Source organism: Bradyrhizobium ontarionense, assembly GCF_021088345.1.
GTDB classification, from domain to species: Bacteria; Pseudomonadota; Alphaproteobacteria; order Rhizobiales; family Xanthobacteraceae; genus Bradyrhizobium; species Bradyrhizobium ontarionense.
In genome coordinates this window covers 763,679-780,499 of record NZ_CP088156.1, presented here as the reverse complement: position 1 = coordinate 780,499, position 16,821 = coordinate 763,679, and the positions used below count along the sequence as shown (strand labels likewise).

Annotated in this window: 18 protein-coding genes; 10 read left to right on the top strand and 8 right to left on the bottom strand. The window is 65.8% G+C overall.

Annotated elements, in window-relative coordinates; translation table 11 throughout:
* Positions 1 to 334 precede the first annotated feature (334 nt).
* The 7 genes from LQG66_RS03365 to LQG66_RS03335 all read left to right on the top strand — a co-directional run bounded on the left by LQG66_RS03365 (position 335) and on the right by LQG66_RS03335 (position 7,718).
* Positions 335 to 1,456: a helix-turn-helix transcriptional regulator gene (locus LQG66_RS03365; protein ID WP_231323401.1), complete on the top strand. Its 1,122-nt coding sequence runs from the start codon at positions 335 to 337 to the stop codon at positions 1,454 to 1,456.
* A gap of 333 nt (positions 1,457 to 1,789) precedes the next feature.
* Entirely contained in the window at positions 1,790 to 2,527 is a 738-nt protein-coding gene (locus LQG66_RS03360) for a Crp/Fnr family transcriptional regulator (RefSeq protein WP_231323399.1), read from the top strand.
* Between the two features lie 70 nt (positions 2,528 to 2,597).
* Positions 2,598 to 4,688 (top strand): sensor histidine kinase, encoded by a 2,091-nt coding sequence (locus LQG66_RS03355; protein WP_231323397.1) that lies wholly within the window; start codon positions 2,598 to 2,600, stop codon positions 4,686 to 4,688.
* Between the two features lie 436 nt (positions 4,689 to 5,124).
* Positions 5,125 to 5,997, top strand: a complete 873-nt coding sequence (locus LQG66_RS03350) for a hypothetical protein (protein WP_231323395.1) — start codon at positions 5,125 to 5,127, stop codon at positions 5,995 to 5,997.
* 179 nt (positions 5,998 to 6,176) lie between these two features.
* Positions 6,177 to 6,383 carry a hypothetical protein gene (locus tag LQG66_RS03345; protein WP_231323393.1) on the top strand — a complete coding sequence of 69 codons (207 nt, stop codon included), beginning with the start codon at positions 6,177 to 6,179 and terminating at the stop codon, positions 6,381 to 6,383.
* Positions 6,384 to 6,510: 127 nt separating this feature from the next.
* On the top strand, positions 6,511 to 6,891 hold the full coding sequence (locus LQG66_RS03340) for a hypothetical protein (protein WP_231323391.1): 381 nt from the start codon (positions 6,511 to 6,513) through the stop codon (positions 6,889 to 6,891).
* A 152-nt stretch (positions 6,892 to 7,043) separates the two neighbouring features.
* On the top strand, positions 7,044 to 7,718 hold the full coding sequence (locus tag LQG66_RS03335; protein ID WP_231323388.1) for an HAD family hydrolase: 675 nt from the start codon (positions 7,044 to 7,046) through the stop codon (positions 7,716 to 7,718).
* Between the two features lie 19 nt (positions 7,719 to 7,737).
* Here LQG66_RS03335 and LQG66_RS03330 read toward each other — a convergent pair whose 3' ends face one another.
* The 4 genes from LQG66_RS03330 to LQG66_RS03315 all read right to left on the bottom strand — a co-directional run bounded on the left by LQG66_RS03330 (position 7,738) and on the right by LQG66_RS03315 (position 10,448).
* The gene (locus LQG66_RS03330; RefSeq protein WP_231323386.1) at positions 7,738 to 8,574 is read right to left on the bottom strand and encodes an HD domain-containing protein; all 837 of its coding nucleotides are present in this window, start codon (positions 8,572 to 8,574) and stop codon (positions 7,738 to 7,740) included.
* Between the two features lie 183 nt (positions 8,575 to 8,757).
* Positions 8,758 to 9,105: a cytochrome C gene (locus LQG66_RS03325; protein WP_231323384.1), complete on the bottom strand. Its 348-nt coding sequence runs from the start codon at positions 9,103 to 9,105 to the stop codon at positions 8,758 to 8,760.
* A 63-nt stretch (positions 9,106 to 9,168) separates the two neighbouring features.
* Positions 9,169 to 10,053, bottom strand: a complete 885-nt coding sequence (locus LQG66_RS03320; RefSeq protein WP_231323382.1) for a hypothetical protein — start codon at positions 10,051 to 10,053, stop codon at positions 9,169 to 9,171.
* Positions 10,054 to 10,265: 212 nt separating this feature from the next.
* Positions 10,266 to 10,448 carry a hypothetical protein gene (locus LQG66_RS03315; RefSeq protein WP_231327676.1) on the bottom strand — a complete coding sequence of 61 codons (183 nt, stop codon included), beginning with the start codon at positions 10,446 to 10,448 and terminating at the stop codon, positions 10,266 to 10,268.
* A gap of 227 nt (positions 10,449 to 10,675) precedes the next feature.
* On the opposite strand from LQG66_RS03315, the gene LQG66_RS03310 reads away from it, so the two are divergent.
* Together LQG66_RS03310 and LQG66_RS03305 are read left to right on the top strand one after the other, a co-directional pair.
* Positions 10,676 to 10,909 carry a DUF6894 family protein gene (locus tag LQG66_RS03310; RefSeq protein ID WP_231323380.1) on the top strand — a complete coding sequence of 78 codons (234 nt, stop codon included), beginning with the start codon at positions 10,676 to 10,678 and terminating at the stop codon, positions 10,907 to 10,909.
* Positions 10,910 to 11,171: 262 nt separating this feature from the next.
* The gene (locus LQG66_RS03305) at positions 11,172 to 11,555 is read left to right on the top strand and encodes a hypothetical protein (protein ID WP_231323377.1); all 384 of its coding nucleotides are present in this window, start codon (positions 11,172 to 11,174) and stop codon (positions 11,553 to 11,555) included.
* A gap of 16 nt (positions 11,556 to 11,571) precedes the next feature.
* On the opposite strand, the gene LQG66_RS03300 is transcribed toward LQG66_RS03305, so the two are convergent.
* From LQG66_RS03300 to LQG66_RS03285, 4 genes are all read right to left on the bottom strand, one after another.
* A complete protein-coding gene (locus LQG66_RS03300) occupies positions 11,572 to 12,498 on the bottom strand; it encodes a 2-hydroxyacid dehydrogenase (protein ID WP_231323375.1) in 927 nt (308 codons plus the stop codon).
* Between the two features lie 7 nt (positions 12,499 to 12,505).
* Complete coding sequence (locus LQG66_RS03295) at positions 12,506 to 13,804, bottom strand: ArgE/DapE family deacylase (protein WP_231323373.1); 1,299 nt, start codon at positions 13,802 to 13,804, stop codon at positions 12,506 to 12,508.
* A 38-nt stretch (positions 13,805 to 13,842) separates the two neighbouring features.
* Complete coding sequence (gene gabT / locus LQG66_RS03290; protein ID WP_231323370.1) at positions 13,843 to 15,120, bottom strand: 4-aminobutyrate--2-oxoglutarate transaminase; 1,278 nt, start codon at positions 15,118 to 15,120, stop codon at positions 13,843 to 13,845.
* Positions 15,121 to 15,246: 126 nt separating this feature from the next.
* Positions 15,247 to 16,134 (bottom strand): LysR substrate-binding domain-containing protein, encoded by an 888-nt coding sequence (locus LQG66_RS03285; RefSeq protein ID WP_231323368.1) that lies wholly within the window; start codon positions 16,132 to 16,134, stop codon positions 15,247 to 15,249.
* 385 nt (positions 16,135 to 16,519) lie between these two features.
* On the opposite strand from LQG66_RS03285, the gene LQG66_RS03280 reads away from it, so the two are divergent.
* Entirely contained in the window at positions 16,520 to 16,783 is a 264-nt protein-coding gene (locus LQG66_RS03280) for a hypothetical protein (protein ID WP_231323366.1), read from the top strand.
* The last annotated feature ends 38 nt before the right edge of the window (positions 16,784 to 16,821 follow it).

The window sequence follows — 16,821 nt, the reverse complement described above, 5'->3', positions numbered from 1 at the left end:
CTCCCGGACTATCCCGACCTCAGATCGAAATGCCGCGCAGGACCCGCAGCGCCTCCGATCCCAGGCGGCCGGAACAGTAGCTAATTCGACTTTTCAATTCATTTGCCCGATAGCTGACACAATGGCCGAATTCCGCCATTGCGATTGACTCAATCGCAATGTGTCGCCCCGTATTTTCACGGGCTTTCCGCGCGCGAGACATTTGCGAAGCAGCGCAGGCTACCGACTTACCTTGAGCTGTCCACGCTCGTACCATTGCGCGCGTCGTTCGCAGCTCGAGCCCGCAAAAGATTCCGCCTCGGCTCGTCTACAGGCGTTGGCCCGGATACCGGAATTGAGTAGATTCGAACTGGGTGTCGCTTTCGGCAACACCATGGCGGATTCCGGCACGACGACCGATGAACGGTCGCGTCGGAGCCACCGGGCGGAATTCGAGGATCGATTGGGCGGTATCTCATATCTCGATCGATATCCGTTGTTTCGCTCGCGAGACAGCGAGTTCGCTCGCGATCGCCTGTTCAGCGCGTACGGAGTCGATCGTTTTGAATGCCAGAACGCCGACTTCGGCATTCAGGCCAACCTTGCGCGACTGGGTTCGATGGGGCTGGCGTACTGCTCATATGCGGGTGCGGCGTCACTCTCGTTTCCGGAATCGACGATCTTCAGACAATTCTTTTCGATCCAGGGGACCGCGCACTACAGGGCAAGAGGAGTCGGCCAGGCGATCGCGGTCTGGAGCCCGATGATATCGGGCGAATCGAGGCTGGATTTGGACTTTCCCGCCGGCTATCGCCAATTAGTTGTCAGGGTCGATTCGGCTGCGTTGGAGGGCTTGCTGAAAGCAATACTCGGCGACGACAGCGATACGAAGTTGAGGTTTGACGCGGATCTTCCCGACCCGACTGTTATGGCCTTTGTCCGTCAGGATGTTTTCACGCTTGCTGAGGAATTGCAGAAGTTCGGAAAGGACTACTCACTGATAGCGATGGCGGAACTTGAGCGGAGCTTGATGGCTCGACTCCTCCTGGCACACCAGCACAACTTCAGCCAACGCCTGCGCAATGCGCCGCAGCGCGTCAATCGATCGGTCGTCGACATGGTCGAGTCCTACATCGAGACCCATTGGGATCAACCCTTGGATTTGGAGAAGATCGCGGGCATCGCTAATGTCAGTGTCCGGTCGATCTTCCGGGAATTTTCAGACACGGGACGCGGATCACCCGGCCAGTTCGCAAGACGCGTGCGACTTCAGCGGGCGTCGGAGTTACTGAGACAACCTGATACGAAGACCAGCGTGGTTTCGGTCGCGTTCAAATGCGGCTTTGGCAATCTCGGGCGTTTTGCCTCCGAGTACCGCCAGGTGGCGGGTGAGCTGCCCTCCGAGACCTTGCGGAACGCGCGGAAGGGGCTGGCTAACGCGATAGATGAGGCAGATCCAGATCCCAGCCAATCTTAGGATATGTCCTTAGCTGCCCCGCAAGGTCGCGCCATCTGACGTCGAGCATGATGAAGCGAACCGACCGTCCCGCGATGGCGTCGAACCGCCGTCGACCGTCGGGGCCGGACCGAACACGCGCGGCGCCGTGCCGGATTGTAACGACGCCCGATAGTCGGTCAGGGAGATCCCGTCTTCCACAATCGCAGCGTGCAGCAGCACGGCATCACCGCACGCATGCTCTGCGTCCCATGCTCTCGTGGCGATGCTGCGGCTTACGAGGCACTATGCTAACATAAGTTATTGAAGCAGCTCCACCTGGACCCCCTATAAGCACGCTGGGGGAACCGCTCCTTGAGTCATCTGGTCCGTAAGCTTGAGAACTTCGTCCGCCTCTCTGCAGCGGACCGCCTGATGCTCAACCGCGCGTCGGCGCAGCGGGTCAGGACTTTTGCGGCTCGCGCTGATATCGCGCGCGAGGGCGAGAAACCGAAGGACGTGCATCTGATCCTGAACGGCTGGGCCTGCCGCTACAAGCAGCTTGAGGACGGCCGCCGCCAGATCGTGTCGTTCTTCCTACCTGGCGACATTTGCGACCTCAACATCTTCATCCTGCGCGAGATGGATCACTCGATCGGCACGATCACTCCGGTCTCCATCGCCGACCTGCCGCGCGAGTTCTTCGATGAGATCAGCGCCGGGTATCCGCGCATCGCCACCGCCTTCTGGTGGGAGACGCTCGTCAATGCCGCCATCCAGCGCGAATGGACCATGAATCTCGGCCAACGTACCGCGTCCGAACGCATGGCCCACCTGCTGTGTGAGCTTTTCTTCCGGCTGCGCCTTGCTGGACTGGCCGACGACAACAGCTGCAACTTCCCGCTCACGCAGGCCGATCTCGCCGAGGCGACCGGCCTGTCGAAGGTGCATGTCAATCGCACGCTGCAGGAGCTGCGGGCCAGCAATCTGATCGTGCTCAAGGGCAAGATGCTGGTCCTGCCGGACCTCGAGCGCCTGATGAGCGCCGGTCTGTTCAACGCCAACTACTTGCATTTGGACCGGGAAGGTCGTCAGCTCGATGCGAATGAATGAGGCGACCTGAGCGTCGGCACGCGCGGATATCGCGATACCGGCCGGCTGAGGCGCTGCTCGGGAAATCGCGATGATCGAACAGCCTTCTGAGGACAGCGGCTCATTCGAGTTGGAGATCGTGCTGCGCCTTGGGGTGATGCCCAACCTGTTCCGGTCACCACCCGCGGCACCGGAGACGACGCGGCAGCTGTGGCAGTTCGCAAGATGCGCCTATCTCGATGCTCCGCTGCCGCCGTTGTTCAAGGAACGGCTTGCCGTCCACCTTTCGCGTCTGTGCCTTCAGCCCTATTGCCTCGCCCGCCATTTCGGTTTCCTGGTCGGGCTCGGACGTCCCGGAGGCGACCCGGCTTGCCGCCCGGAGACGATCGACGAAGCCCGCCGACTGCTCTCCCGTCCCGTTGCCGAAACGGCCCGCGTTGCTGCGGCGCTGACACGTCTCGAAGCCGTCCGGCGGCCTCTGGACATCCCTGAGCCCGGCAGCGAGGACGAAGCCGATCTGTTGGATGCCGCAGCCGCCCTGTTCATGCAGGCCGCGGCCGCCGGCCGGTCGCGGCTGGCGATCCGCAATGCGTTCGGAGACACCAGCTTCGAGCATCTGACTGCCTTTCTGGCCTATCTGCGCATGGCGCATTTCTGGGCCGACGCGCACCCCGACCTCGAGGTGGATGACGACGTCCTGGCGCTGGCGCAGTCCGACTCCGATCTCGCCGCAGGTCTGAGCTGCGACGGTCTGAGCTGCGACGACATCCGCCATCCTCGCCCCCCCGCCCCGGCACAGAGTCGTTCCGACCGGAGCGAACCGGGCGAGCATCGGCTGCGGCGGATGCTGGAGATCGATTCGGTCGGCGTGCTGTTCTTCGATTACGCCGCGGGCACGCTGATCGATGCCAACGACGCCTTCCTCGCGATGACCGGCTATTCACGCGAGGAGATCAACAACGGCGAGCTGACATGGCAGAGCCTGACGCCGCCGGAATGGGTCGGCAGCTCCGCGGCGCAGATCGACATGCTGCGACGGACGGGGCGGATCGGCCCCTACGAGAAGCAGTATTTTCGCAAGAATGGCGAGCGCGCCTGGATGATGTTCGCCGGCCGCGACATCGGGGACGGCACCCTCGTCGAGCTCGCCATGAACATCGACGACCGCAAGCGGACCGAAGCCGCCCTGCGCGAGAGCGAAACGCGTTTTCGCCAGTTCGGCGAGGCGTCCTCGGACGTGTTGTGCATCCGCGACGCGAGCAGCCTGCAGTGGGAGTATCTCAGCCCCGCGTTCGAGACAATCTATGGCGTTCCGCGCGCTGCGGTGCTGCTGGGTGATCATCTCGCGCATTGGACCGAACTGATATTGCCGGAGGATCGGCCACACGTGCTGGAGGACCTCGCCCGCGCTGGGCGAGGCGAGCGCGTCAGTTGCGACTTCCGCATCGAGCGGCAGCCCGATGGAGGCCTCCGCTGGCTCCGTATCCGTAGTTTCCCCGTGCTCGGCGACTCCGGGCACGTGCAGCGAATCGGCGGCATCACCCAGGACATCACCGCGCTGATCTCGGCCGCCGAGCACGAGAAGTTCCTGCTCTCCGAGCTGCAGCACCGGGTGCGCAACATGCTGGCGGTGATCCGCTCGATCGTCAGGCGCACGGGAGACAGCAGCACCAGCGTCGAGGATTTCGCGAGCCATCTCGAGGGCCGCATCACGGCGCTCGCACGCATCCAGGCGGCCGTCACGCGCAATCCTCTTGCGGGCTTCGATCTCGCCGAACTGATCGCCGACGAATTGCGGGCCGGCGCCGCACGCGAGGACAGGCAGTTCTCGCTGTCCGGCCCCGCGCTTCGGATCAAGGCGAAGACGGCCGAGAGCCTCGGCCTCGCGATGCACGAGCTCGCGACCAATGCGCTGAAATACGGCGCGCTCACCGTGCCGCGCGGCTTCATCAAGATCGAATGGCGGCTCGATGACAGCGAGGCAAGCACCTGGCTCGTCATCGACTGGACCGAGACCGGCATGTCGGGCCGACCACTCACGTCTCAACGGCAGGGTTTTGGAACGGTGCTGCTCGAACAGATGCTGCCCTATGATGTCGGTGCGCGCGTCACCAGGCGCTTCGAGCCGAGTGGCCTGCGCTGCGAGATCTGGCTGCCTGCCGACGACATCCTCCCGCGCTGAGCACAACGGGCCGATCGGAACTTCAAATTTGCCGCATGGGTCGGCAAGGATGGCCGGGCCGCGTCTCCGTCGTGAAACGCCATCAGCATAGCCTTCGTCGTTCATTCGGGGTATGCTCGGCCATGCGGCCAGAGGTGGAGGTCGCATGCATCGCGCAACCGTCATGCCTTCGCCTTGGTTTGGGCGGATATGACGAGGTGTGGAGCAAACAGGGAATGGCCTGAGCTTCGACACGGCGGAACGCTGGTGGGACGTTCCGAGGTCTCCGGCTCTGGCGAAGACTGATCGCCGTGCGCATGCAGGTTGCGTGGGCGCGAGGGACAACCGGTATCCAGGTTCTGTGCTGACGCGGCCGCGCGCCGCCGATCGTTTCGTGGCGTTGGTACGGAATCGAGCGCCGCTGCGGACGCGGACGACAACGGAGGACGGAGCGTCAATGCTTGCAACGACGACCACGAAAGAAGCCGATCAGCAGCCTCATGCTGTGATCGACGCCGAAATCGTCCTGGCGGCCCGCGCCGATCGCGCAAGCGCCGAGCCCGACCGGCGCGCCTCCTATCGGCCGCCGGAGATGCCATCGCCGAAGATCGATCCCGAGCTCAGGTCGCAGGCGACCAATGGGCTTGCCGCCGCGGGTGAGCGCAGCAAGGTCGGAACCTGGATCGTGCGCACCATGCTTGCCGTGCTGTTCGCGGTCGGCAGTGCGGTCGCCGCAGCCGCCTGGCAGAGCTATGGCGACGAGGCCCAGGAGATGATCGCGCACTGGATGCCGCGGATTTCGCTCGTCTCGAGCGCCGACAAGGATGGCACTGCGCCGCCGGCCGCGACATCAGGTCAGGAGACGGCCGCAGCGACACAGGCGCAAGCGCAGGACCCGGCAACCGGTACGGCGGCGGCTGGCGCATCCCTGGAACAGGCGCAGTTGCTGCAGTCGATGGCGCACGACCTCGCCGCCCTGAGCCAGCAGATCAGCGACCTCAAGACGGGCCTTGCCCAGCTCAAGACGGGCCAGGAACAGCTGGCGCGCGACGTGGCGCGGGTGGCCGAAGCCAGGCCGACGGAGCGGACCGCGGAGGCAAGATCGTTCGACCCCCGCGCCATCGAGCAGACGCTGCGGCCGCGCCCTGCCCCACGGCCGACAACGGCAGCAATCACGCCGCCGCCCGCAGCAGCTGCCCCAGCCCATCGACCGCGACCAGTCTCGCCGGCGGCGAACATGGTTCCACCGCCGCCCGCGCCGATGTCGCTGCAGTCGGCGCCGGCGGATCCGGATCAGCCGGTGGTGCGTCCGCCCATGCCGGTGCGCTGACGCGCTGCCAGAACGCGCTGCGCAAGTCCGAACTGCAGGCTGACGCGGTTGGCGTCCGCGTCGTCGGACTTGTCGCAGCGAGGCTTTCCGAGCTATGGAACCGCGCCTGAGATGTGCGCGCGATCTGAGATGCCTTACGGCTCACAAGCGCGGCGCACCAGCAGATTGGCGAGGAATCCATGAGCCTGATCGATCCAACCATCCTGTCCGCATCCGAGCTTGCAGAGCGCATCGCGATCCTGCGCGACAACATCCGCCAGATCACGGAACAGGCCGCTTCGCAATCGGGCGCAGCCGACGAGGAGCGCAACGCCGACCGCCTGGCGCAGCAGAGCGATGAACTCGACGTTCTGCTCAAGGAGCAGGAGCAGCGGCTGAGCAAATAGGCGGCCGGGCCAAGCCCGGATCCGGATCAAATCGCGATATTGCACTGCGCTCGTTGTTGCCGGCGCCACGCCCAGAAGCTAGCCTCGCCGCAAATAAACGGGAGGGTGCCAGGGTATGCGAAACGGTATGCGTTCTACATTGACGATTGCGGCCTTGCTCGTGGCCGCAGCTCCAGCCAGCGCCGAGCCGCGTCATACCTATACGACCCTGGTGCTGGAGGCCTTTGCCACCAAGGTCCAATGTCCGGGCACCGACGTCGTCTATCAGGACCTCGTCCAGAAGGCGCAGGACATGCAGCTGCCTGACGGGACCACCGAAAAGGTCCGCAAGGCGATCGCCTACATGCACACCGGCGGAAAGATGGGCGAGAAGCAGGACGACGACCTGATGGCCGAGGTGGCCGTCGCCACACAGGCCATCGACATGGATCAGCGGCATCTCGGCGTGCCGGCCTGGTGCGAAGAAGAAAAGAAGCGGCTGTCCGGTTTCATCCGCACCAAGGGCTGAGCGACGGCGGCCAGATCGACGGTGCGTCTTCTCTGAGGCGAGCGTGACGCGCGCCTCATCCCGGCGGGCTCGGACGAAAGGGAACCGCCGACGGGAAGGAACTCGAATGGCGGCTGCCGCTTGGCACTGTGATAGCAAGCTCGGAGCCCGCCATGCGCATCGAAAGCGCCTTCCTGTTCGACCTCGACGGCACGCTGGTCGACAGCGTCTATCAGCATGTGCTCGCCTGGAAGACTGCACTGGACGCCGAGAGCATCGAGCTGTCGGTCTGGCGCATCCATCGCAAGATCGGCATGAGCGGCGGCCTGTTCACCAACCAGTTGCTGCGCGAGACCGGTTTCTCGCTGGAGCCGGATCGGATCGAGCGGCTCAGGCGCGCACATGCGGCGGCCTATCAAGATTTGGGACGGCAGGTCCGGCCCCTGCCCGGCGCCCGCGAGCTGCTCGGTTTCCTGACCAACGCCGGCATTCCCTGGGCGATTGCGACCAGCGGCCGGATGGAAACCGCGGCAGTCAATCTCACCGCGCTCGGTGTCGATCCCAAGACCAGCCCGGTCGTGACGCGCGACGAGGTCCGTTACGCAAAGCCCGATCCTGATCTGTTTCTCGCCGCCGCCGCGCGGCTCGGTGTCCCGATCGAGCGTTCGGTCGTCGTCGGCGACAGCATCTGGGACATGCTGGCGGCGACCCGCTGCCGAGCGCTCGGCGTCGGCCTGCTGAGCGGCGGTTACGGTTCCGAAGAGCTGCGGCAGTCCGGCGCCATCCGCGTCTATGACGACCCGGCCGACCTGCTCGGACACATCGACGAGGTCGGCGGCCGGCGCTAATCGGCGCGATGGGCCGATCTCAGGTCTGCGGACCCGACAGCGGGATGTCGCGCTCGGCGCGGAACACGTTGGCGTAGAGATTGGCGATCCACTGCCGCCCGGTCGATGTCATGTTGAGATAGCGGATCTCGGTCTGGATATGCGGCGCGACGCTGTTCCAATAGAACTGCGGATAGCGGTTGACGATATCCGCCGGCGAGCCGTAGCCGAGCTGGCGGTTGATGCCGACCTCCTCGAACTCGTGGTAGAGCGCGTTGGCCTTGCGAATGTAGTTGGGATCGCCGAGCTGTCCGATCAGATCGGCGGCGCGCACGATCGACTGCTCCTCGTCGAACTGCTGGCCGGCAAGCGGGGGAAAGCGCGTGCCTTCGATGGCGAAGGCGATCCGCTCCTTGTCGAGCGGTGCCATGCCTTCGATCCGGTTGATCACGTAGAGCTTGGAACGGTCGACATGATACGGCATCAGGCTGGCATCGGACGAACCGCGCGGCAGGCTGATCTTGCGCCCTCCCATGTCGATGACGAAACCGTCGGCATCGTCCTCCCTGAACAAGCCGCGGACGTAGCCGATATCGTGGAGAAGGCAGGCCATGATGACATGGACGTAGTCCTCTGCCGTCATGTGGCTGTGGAGCGCCCGACCACGCAGGATCTCGTGGCCTGCGAGCGTGACCAGGAGCGTATGTTCGACGTTGTGATACAGGGCGTCGCTGTTGCCGATACATTCGAGCGCGATGCGCGCCGCAGCGGGAAGCATCTCGGACAGCTGGGTGTGGGAGGAGCCGAAACGACGGCGCATGTAGGAGCTCAGGAAACGCTCCAATGCCGCTGCTGCGAGCTCCGGTAAGGTCATCATCGCTGCTGCCCCGCCTCAGCGGGCTCCAGGACCCAGTCAAGGACCCCACCTGAGGAACCACCTCAGATATGGCACTTCCGGTCGTTGCTCAGCCGCCTCGGCACGTCGAACATAGCCCAGGTTGCCGGTATGGGCCACACTCCCATCGGGTTGCCCCGGAAAACTGCGGATGCGGGCCGCCCGCTAACGTCCGCGCACCGGCAGCGGCGGACGCGGTGGTCGCGGCTCGCGGGTTGCGGGTCGCCGACCTCTTGGGCCGGACTGCGCGGGCTTGCCGGCCGGCGTATCGACCGACTGCAGATAGGTGCTCAATGCGGACGCCGCGTCCGCGCTACTGGTGTAGTGCTGCTGCAGGAACAGATACAGGGTGAGGCGGAAGCGGCCCTTGGCGAGCCCACGGGGTGAGCGATGGCAGGTGGCGCAGCTGTCGGCAAACAGTCGTGCCCCGGATTTGCCTGCATCGAGATCTTCGGCGCGCGCCACGCTCATGCCAATCAGCAGCAGCAGCGCAGCCGACCATCCACGCTTCATCAGGCGCGTGCCGGGACGCTCACGTAGTGGCGGCAACGCCGCAGCCATTGTCAGACAGCGCCGTCAGGCAACATCGGCCCGCGGGCTTTCCTCCGCCTGCACACCGAGCGCGTCGAGATCGACCAGAGCGGGATCATCCGGCATCGGCTCGGCCTGCTGCTGCCCACTGCCGTGGACATGGATGAGGGTCTGAACCCGCCGCGCATTCAGATAGTCGACATGCTGATGCGCCAGCGCGAGCGGCAGCAGCGTCTTGGGCAACGCGGCCATGGTGAAGGCAGCGACACGCTTGACCTCGTCGCCTTCCCGCCAGGTCAGCGGGTTGAGCGTATAGATCATCTGCCGGTCGGTCTCAGGCGCAGGCAACAGCTTCGCCTCGGGGGGCGCCAGCAACGCCACATTGATGTTGCCGGCCCTTGCACGGGTTGCAGCCGCACGCAGTTCCCAACAGATCAGTTCAGCAGCCGAGAGCACCTCGCGACGGATGTCATCGACATCGGCAGCGAAGCGATTGGCCTCGCTCAGCGCCGCGCGGCCGCGCGTCACGGCATCGACCAGCGCCGCCGCGCCGATCTCGAAGCGCGGAACCGCCTGCTCGATCGCTGTCGCCACCGACTCGATTTCGTTGGCTGCACGATCGCGGTCGCGCTGCGCCACCGCGTCGGCGAGCGCGCGCTCCGCCAGCACCATCTGATCGTCGCATTCGGCGACCGATGCCCGCAGCGCCTTGGCCTTCTGCTCGACCACCTGCATCTTCGCCTCGGCGCGATCGAGCTGACCGTTGCTGGCGCCTGCCTTCGCCAGCCGCTCGGCCACCACGCGCTTCTCGTCGAGCGCCCTCTCGGCAACGATGAGACGCTCCGTGAGCTTCTGCCGCGTAGCCTGCTTGTCCTTCAGCGCACGCTCGAAGATCTCGACCGGACTGAGCTCACGCTTGAAAAAGACCATGGCAATATCCCCGAGGCTGCGATCGCGCCGGCACCGCCGCGTACGGCGAATCCGCTGCCGAATCATCTTGCCCGATTCATGCGTGGGAATTGGGTCGGAAACCAGGATCAGATTCCACATCGCGACCCTTGACGGGCAAATTCGAGGTCCCGCAGCGTCAGAGTCGCGGCCCGGTACCGCGTATCCTGCGGCCGGCCGGCGGCAATAGTCGGTCAGCTCTGATGCGGCCCACGCATCATCTTCATGGCGTCGGCAATGTGGCGCCATTCCCTGGCCTCGTCGGACTCGCCCTTGCTCTCGCACGCCTGCGCCTTCTGCGCAGCCTGCGCAATGGCTCCGGCACCGTGCATTTCGAGCATCTGCCGCGCGATCACATGGATCTGGGTTTCAGACATCATGCCGTGCTCCTGTTGCGCCAGGATTTTGAGGATCTGGCAACAACTTCGTCGGCGCCGAGGCGTTCCCTCCCGATGCGCTTCCGTGACCTGCATCACGGCGCGGCTGGTTCCAAAGTCACACACTGAGCCCGTAATTTACCTTACGTGATCGTTCCGATTTCGCTCGCGACGCAGCGCTGCTACTCGTAGACAACAATTCGCCGGTGGCGACTGAGGAGCCGAACATGGCACAGGTGTTTTTTCACTGCTCCAACGATGATGAGTTCCTCATCGATCGGCGTGGAACCTCCGTTCTCGATCTCACCGAAGCCCGCGATCACGCCGCCCGCGTGGTGCACACGCTGATCTCGACCGAAGGCGGCGAGGATTGGCGCGACTGGGTGTTGCACATTTCCGACGATCTCGGTGAGGAGATCTTCACCATGCCGTTCTCGTCGATGCTCGGCCGGATGCACTGAACGGAGTAATGCGCCATGTCGTCGGCGGCAACCCGCAGCTTGTCAGCACTAGGCGCACGCTTGAAGCGGTTTGTCGCGCTGCTAGCTGATCCATACCGCCCCGAGCGCCACTACATGCGCGGCCCAGGGCCGAAGTGGCGCGCCAGACACGCTCGGAACTTCGATCTCGGGAGCTGACCACTTCGCCTTGGTTCTGAGGGTCGCGCTCTTATCGCCACATTTGTCCTTCATTTCGGGCGCCGATGCGACGAAGGGACATCTCATGACCAGACTGCTGGCCGCGACGGCATTCGCGTTGATACTGACGGCATCGACCGCTCTGGCCGACGAGCGTCGCGGCGGTGACGCTGCGCTGGGCGCGCTGTCGGGCGCTGTCGTGTTCGGGCCTGTCGGGGCGGTTGCCGGCGCTGTCGTCGGCTACACCGCGGGTCCGTCGATCGCACGCTCCTGGGGCTTCCGCCGCTCCCGTGCAGCCCGGTCACAGCAGGTCCGGCGTCCCCTTCGGGACAGCCAGGCGGCGATGACCGCCCCACAGCCGCAGCAACAGGCGGCACCGCGCAGCGCCCCGTCCCAGCCGAGGACCGCCGCTGCAGCGCCTCCCGCCCCGCGTGGCCCCGTCGCGCCGCCGGTTCAGACGCTCGAATAGTTGACGGCTCCGACGCTCAGTAGCCGCGCGCGCGGTCGACCTCGTTCAGCAGCGCTCCGCCGCGCAGGAGCCGCCTGACGTTGTCTGCCACCTGCTGCGCGATCACCTCCCATGACGCGATCGCCGCCATGTGCGGCGTCACCAGCACGCCCGGCTCGCGCCATAGCGGATGGTCCGACGGCAAGGGTTCATGCTCGAAGACGTCGAGCACGGCGCCGCGCAGGTGACCGCTGCGGATGAGCGCGACCAGATCATCCGCGACCAGATGCTCGCCGCGACTGCAGAGGACCAGCGCGGCGCCTTGCGGCAGCCGGCCCAGGCGTTCGGCGTTGAGCAGGCCCACGGTCGACGGCGTCAGCGGCAGCAGCGAGACGAGAATTTCCGTTTCACTCAGAAACTCACCGAGCGCATCGGCGCCGCTGAACGTCCGCACACCGGCGACGACCTTTGGCGAGCGCGACCAGGCGCTCACTGCGAAGCCGAGATCGACGAGACGGACCGCCGCCGCGGTGCCAAGCGCGCCGAGACCGAGAATGCCGACTCTCCGGTCCTTCGCCGCACGCTGATCGTAGCGCCGCCACAGACCGTCACGCGCCTGGCTGATGACGCGGTCGAAGTCGCGATGAAAATACAGCGTCCCCCACAACACGAACTCGGTCATGGCCGAGGTGATATCGGGGTCGACGATCCGGCACAGCGGCACGTCCGGAACGGTGGGATCGGAGAGAATGTTGTCGACGCCGGCCGCGATCGAATGGATCAGTCTCAGCTTTGGCATCGCAGCCAGCGCACCGGCTTCCGGCTTCCAGCACACCGCAAGCTCCGCCTCACGCGCAGCTTCTTCCGGCCACGACGCAAAGGTCACGCCCGGCAGTTCGCGCGCGAGAGGCTCCTTCATCGGATCCATCAGACCCGGGCGGCTGAGCAACGCAATCGAGATCATGTCGTCGTCACGCCGTCCGCAGCCCGCACCATTGCGCGACGAACATCGCAATCGAGAGCGTGGTCTTGCGCACGCTGTCGAGATCGACGCGCTCGTCGAACGCATGCGGCCCGATGCCGTAGGGTCCGTAGCACAGCGCCGGGATGCCATAGTCGACCGTGTAGTAGCGGGTGTCGTTGACGGCCGTGGACAGCCGCACGTCGAGCGGCTTCTCGAATACGCGCGCATGCACCTCGGACAACGCGGCCTCCGCAGCACTCCCGGGCTCGCACACCGCGGGATCGGCCTGGAAGCCGCTCCACACCAGCTCGACGGGGTTCTCCGACAGGAAACTGTCAGCGGCCTGCGCCTTGGCGAGACACTGCTCGATGCCGGCCATGGCCTGCGCCGGCGTCTCTCCGGGCAGGATGCCCAGCCGACAATCGAGATCGCACCACGCCGGGGTCGAGCTCGCCCAGTCGCCGCCCCTGATGATGCCGACGTTGAACTTGATCGGATCCTTGACCTTGGCGAACCACGCGTTCGCCGCGGCGCGCGCGTTGATCTCTTTGGTGTGCTCCTGGAACGCCCGTATCAGATGCATCGCCGAGAGGATCGCGTTGGTGCCGGTCTCCGCATAGGCGACGTGCACGGGCGTGCCGCGCACGCGCAGGCGAAACCAGATCGCGCCGACCTGGGCGCGCGTCAGCGTATGGCCGGTCGGCTCAGGAATCAGGCAGGCATCCGCCGTGTAGCCGCGCATCAAGGTCGAGAGCGCGCCGTTGCCGGTGCTTTCCTCCTCGGTCACGGTTTCCAGGTGAATGCGCCCGTTGGGCACGAAGCCGGCGGCCTTGATCGCGTCGAGCGCGAAGATCATCGCGGAGACGCCGGCCTTCATGTCCTGCGCGCCGCGCCCGATCATCCAGCCGTCGCGCACGATCGCTTCATAGGGCGGATCGTTCCACAGGTCGCTCGGCCCCTCGGGCACAACATCGATATGACCCTGCAGGATCAGGCTTCGACCCTTGCCCTGGCCGTCCAGCGTGGCCACCACCTGCTTCGAGCCGTCCAGCGCGATGCTGTCCATCGGCGCCGCCTTGGGATGTCGCATCAGCTCGACATCGGCGAGGCTGAAGCGGTCGACCTTGTAGCCGCGCGTCTCGAACTCGCCGGCCAGCCAATCCTGCACCGGCGCCTCTTCGCCACGCAGGCTGCGGAAGCGGACGAGCTGCTGCAGGAAAGCGACCTGCTCGGCGAAGTTGGCATCAATAGCGGCGGCGAGCCGCTCCATCACGTCATTCGGCACAGCCGCCGCAGTTCCAGTCACACCAAGCCTCCAGCCTCTACACTTTCATCCGGCCGCGCTCACGCGGCCAGACACTTCTCCAGAATCGCGAGCCCCTCGTCGACGATGTCGTCGGACGCGGTCAGCGGCACCAGAATGCGGATCGTGCTCGCGGTGACGCCGCAGGACAACAGGATCAAACCATTCTCGTGCGCCACGCGGGTCACGCGCTTGGTCATCTCGGCATCCGGCTCGTCGCTTCCGCGCTGCTTCAGGATATCGAATGCAACCATCGCGCCAGGACCGCGTGGCCCGGAAACTGGAACCAGAGTGTTGGCGCGCGAGAAGCGCTCGATCGCAGCGCGGAGCTTGTCGCCGATGGCGTTGGCGCGGTCCAGCAGCTTCTCCTGCTCGAACACGTCGAGCACGGCCAACGCCGCGGCGCAGGCCAGCGGATTGCCGCCATAGGTGCCGCCGAGGCCGCCGGGCTCGGCCGCGTCCATGATCGCGGCACGGCCGATCACGCCCGACAGCGGCATGCCGCCGGCCAGGCTCTTGGCGACGCAGATCAGGTCCGGCTGCACGTCGTAGTGCTCCATCGCGAACATCTTGCCGGTGCGGCCGAACCCGGTCTGCACCTCGTCGGCAATCAGGACGATGCCATGGGCATCGCAGATCCGGCGAAGCCCGCGCATCAGCTCCGGCGGCGCCTGGTGGAAGCCGCCCTCGCCTTGCACCGGCTCGATGATGATGGCCGCGACCTGCGAGGCGTCGATGTCGGCCTTGAAGATGAAGTTGATGTAGGACAGCGTGTCCTCGACCGAGACGCTGCTGCCGGCGATCGGGAACGGCGCGTGCCAGATCCCGGGCAGCGGCGGTCCGAACGGCTTCTTGTAGGGCAGCACCTTGCCGGTCATCGCATTGGCCAGCGCGGTGCGGCCGTGGAAGGCGCCGGTGAAGGCGATGATGCCGCTGCGCCCGGTCGCGGCGCGCGCGATCTTGATCGCGTTCTCAGTCGCCTCCGCGCCGGTCGTCAGCAGGATCGACTTCACGGGCCCTGAGATCGGCGCGAGCGCGTTGAGGCGCTCGCTCAGCCGCACGTAAGGCTCGTACTGCAGCACCTGGAAGCAGGTATGGGTGAAACGGTCGAGCTGGGCACGGATCGCCGCCACCACATGCGGATGGCAATGGCCGGTGTTGAGCACAGCAATGCCGCCGGCGAAATCGACATAGCGCTTGCCCTCGACGTCCCACACTTCGCTGTTGACGGCGCGGTCGGCAAACAGCGGGGTGGCGTAGCTCACGCCCCTGACCACCGCCTGATGTCGTCGCGCCAGCAGTTCCTCGTTCGCAGCCATGGCTCATCTCCTCATCAGCAGAGTCGAGCAACAGGCTAGGCGGAGCGCCGGCGCGATCAATCAGCTTGTTCCGCACGATGGGTGGCTTTTATGCACCAGACGCCCGGATCGGTGCGACAGGGTCAACTACGCGGCGAGCACCTTCTTCAGCCAGGCCCGCAGCGCGACGATGGCGGGCTCGTCCCAGCGCTCCTTGAGCGCCACGAGTTGGTAGGCCCCCAAATGAATCGACGACGGGATCACCTCGACGAGCGCGCCGCTGTGCACATCGTCGGCCACCAGCACCTCGTTGGCGAGGGCCACGCCCTGGCCGAAGCGTGCGGCCTCGATCGCCAGATGCGCGTGCCACAGCCGCTGTCCGCGCAGCGTGACCGGCTCCGGATGCCCGGCGAGCGCGAACCAGCGCTCCCACTGCTCGGTGGACTCCTCGTGGATCAATGCGGCCTTGGCCAGATCGCCGAGTGAGGCCAGCGCTGGAAACCGCGCCAGATAGGCCGGGCTCGCCACCGGGAACACGCGCGGACGCACCAGCTCCTCGGCCATCAGCGCGCCCCTGGTGTCGATCGCCTCGGTGTAGACGATCTCGGCATCGGCCTCACCGCGCTGCAGGTCGGGATGCGACAGCGTCGGCTGCAGGTTGATGTCCCAATTGCGCGGCGGGCCGGTCAGCTCGGGCAGCCGCGGCAGCAGTCGGCGGTTGGCGAGACCGGGAATGCACCAGATGTTCAGGGTGGGACGTGCCGCCGGACGGGCCGAGGTGGTGGCGCGGGCGATGATGTCGAAGGCCTGGGTGACCTCGGCGTGAAACAGGCGCCCGGCATCGGTGAGCGCGATGCCGCGCCCCTCCGCGCGCACCAGCGCCACGCCCAGGCTTCGCTGCAGGTTCTGGAGATGGCGCGAGACCACGGTATGGCTGACGGCGAGTTCCTCGCCGGCGGCACGGACGCTGCCCCGGCGCCCGACCGCCTCGAAGGCACGCAGCGCAATCAGTGAGGGCAATCGTGGTCTGCTCATGCTCGCACAGCCTTCAAGCCTGCGCGATCCCCCCTCGCCCGCTCGCGCGCGAGCCGCCACGACGTGTCGTCCATGCGGCTGATGTCGAAGCGCCGGCGGCTTCGCCGACGTCCGTTGACCGAACGCAGCGCCCCGATCGGAGTGCGGCATGAGGCCGTGAGGGCGCTTTCGCGCGTCACGTCGCTCTTAGCGCCGCCGGTGGCGCAACACCAGCCCACATCCTGCCACAGTCGCCACGCGCACGGCCGCCTCGCGCATGAGCGTTAACGCGGCCGGCGAACCGGCAAACGATGCTTAAGGATGGCGTTGCCGGACGCGCATTTTGCCTCAAAGTTTCCACAATCCGGCTCTGAAACGTCGGTGCTTCGAGCAGGAGAACCTGAGGATGCGGATCACCCCAATGATCTTCGCCGGTTCGCTGGCTGCCGTCGTCGTGACGGCGGCCCCCGCACTGGCGAAGAATTCCCAGACGCCCAACCAGACGCCCAAGGCGGACGATCAGACCACCTCGTCCTCCCCGTGCCGCGCCTACCAGCAGGCTCCCGACGGGAGCTGGATGGAGCTGCCCTGCCAGGGTCAGGGCCAGGCGGCCAGCGCGCCGGCTCGCCAGCGGTCGGTGACCAACACGCCGAGCAGCGCTGCGCGGTAGCAGCCATGATGCGCGAGGGCCGGAGCGCGCCTTGCGCT

What these genes read in the sequence shown, in the direction of transcription:
- LQG66_RS03355 (WP_231323397.1), top strand. Translation starts at nt 2,598, where the DNA reads ATGATCGAACAGCCTTCTGAGGACAGCGGCTCATTCGAGTTGGAGATC.
- LQG66_RS03350 (WP_231323395.1), top strand. Translation starts at nt 5,125, where the DNA reads ATGCTTGCAACGACGACCACGAAAGAAGCCGATCAGCAGCCTCATGCT.
- LQG66_RS03345 (WP_231323393.1), top strand. Translation starts at nt 6,177, where the DNA reads ATGAGCCTGATCGATCCAACCATCCTGTCCGCATCCGAGCTTGCAGAG.
- LQG66_RS03340 (WP_231323391.1), top strand. Translation starts at nt 6,511, where the DNA reads ATGCGTTCTACATTGACGATTGCGGCCTTGCTCGTGGCCGCAGCTCCA.
- LQG66_RS03335 (WP_231323388.1), top strand. Translation starts at nt 7,044, where the DNA reads ATGCGCATCGAAAGCGCCTTCCTGTTCGACCTCGACGGCACGCTGGTC.
- LQG66_RS03330 (WP_231323386.1), bottom strand. Translation starts at nt 8,574, where the DNA reads ATGATGACCTTACCGGAGCTCGCAGCAGCGGCATTGGAGCGTTTCCTG.
- LQG66_RS03325 (WP_231323384.1), bottom strand. Translation starts at nt 9,105, where the DNA reads ATGAAGCGTGGATGGTCGGCTGCGCTGCTGCTGCTGATTGGCATGAGC.
- LQG66_RS03320 (WP_231323382.1), bottom strand. Translation starts at nt 10,053, where the DNA reads ATGGTCTTTTTCAAGCGTGAGCTCAGTCCGGTCGAGATCTTCGAGCGT.
- LQG66_RS03315 (WP_231327676.1), bottom strand. Translation starts at nt 10,448, where the DNA reads ATGTCTGAAACCCAGATCCATGTGATCGCGCGGCAGATGCTCGAAATG.
- LQG66_RS03310 (WP_231323380.1), top strand. Translation starts at nt 10,676, where the DNA reads ATGGCACAGGTGTTTTTTCACTGCTCCAACGATGATGAGTTCCTCATC.
- LQG66_RS03305 (WP_231323377.1), top strand. Translation starts at nt 11,172, where the DNA reads ATGACCAGACTGCTGGCCGCGACGGCATTCGCGTTGATACTGACGGCA.
- LQG66_RS03300 (WP_231323375.1), bottom strand. Translation starts at nt 12,498, where the DNA reads ATGATCTCGATTGCGTTGCTCAGCCGCCCGGGTCTGATGGATCCGATG.
- gabT (WP_231323370.1), bottom strand. Translation starts at nt 15,120, where the DNA reads ATGGCTGCGAACGAGGAACTGCTGGCGCGACGACATCAGGCGGTGGTC.
- LQG66_RS03285 (WP_231323368.1), bottom strand. Translation starts at nt 16,134, where the DNA reads ATGAGCAGACCACGATTGCCCTCACTGATTGCGCTGCGTGCCTTCGAG.
- LQG66_RS03280 (WP_231323366.1), top strand. Translation starts at nt 16,520, where the DNA reads ATGCGGATCACCCCAATGATCTTCGCCGGTTCGCTGGCTGCCGTCGTC.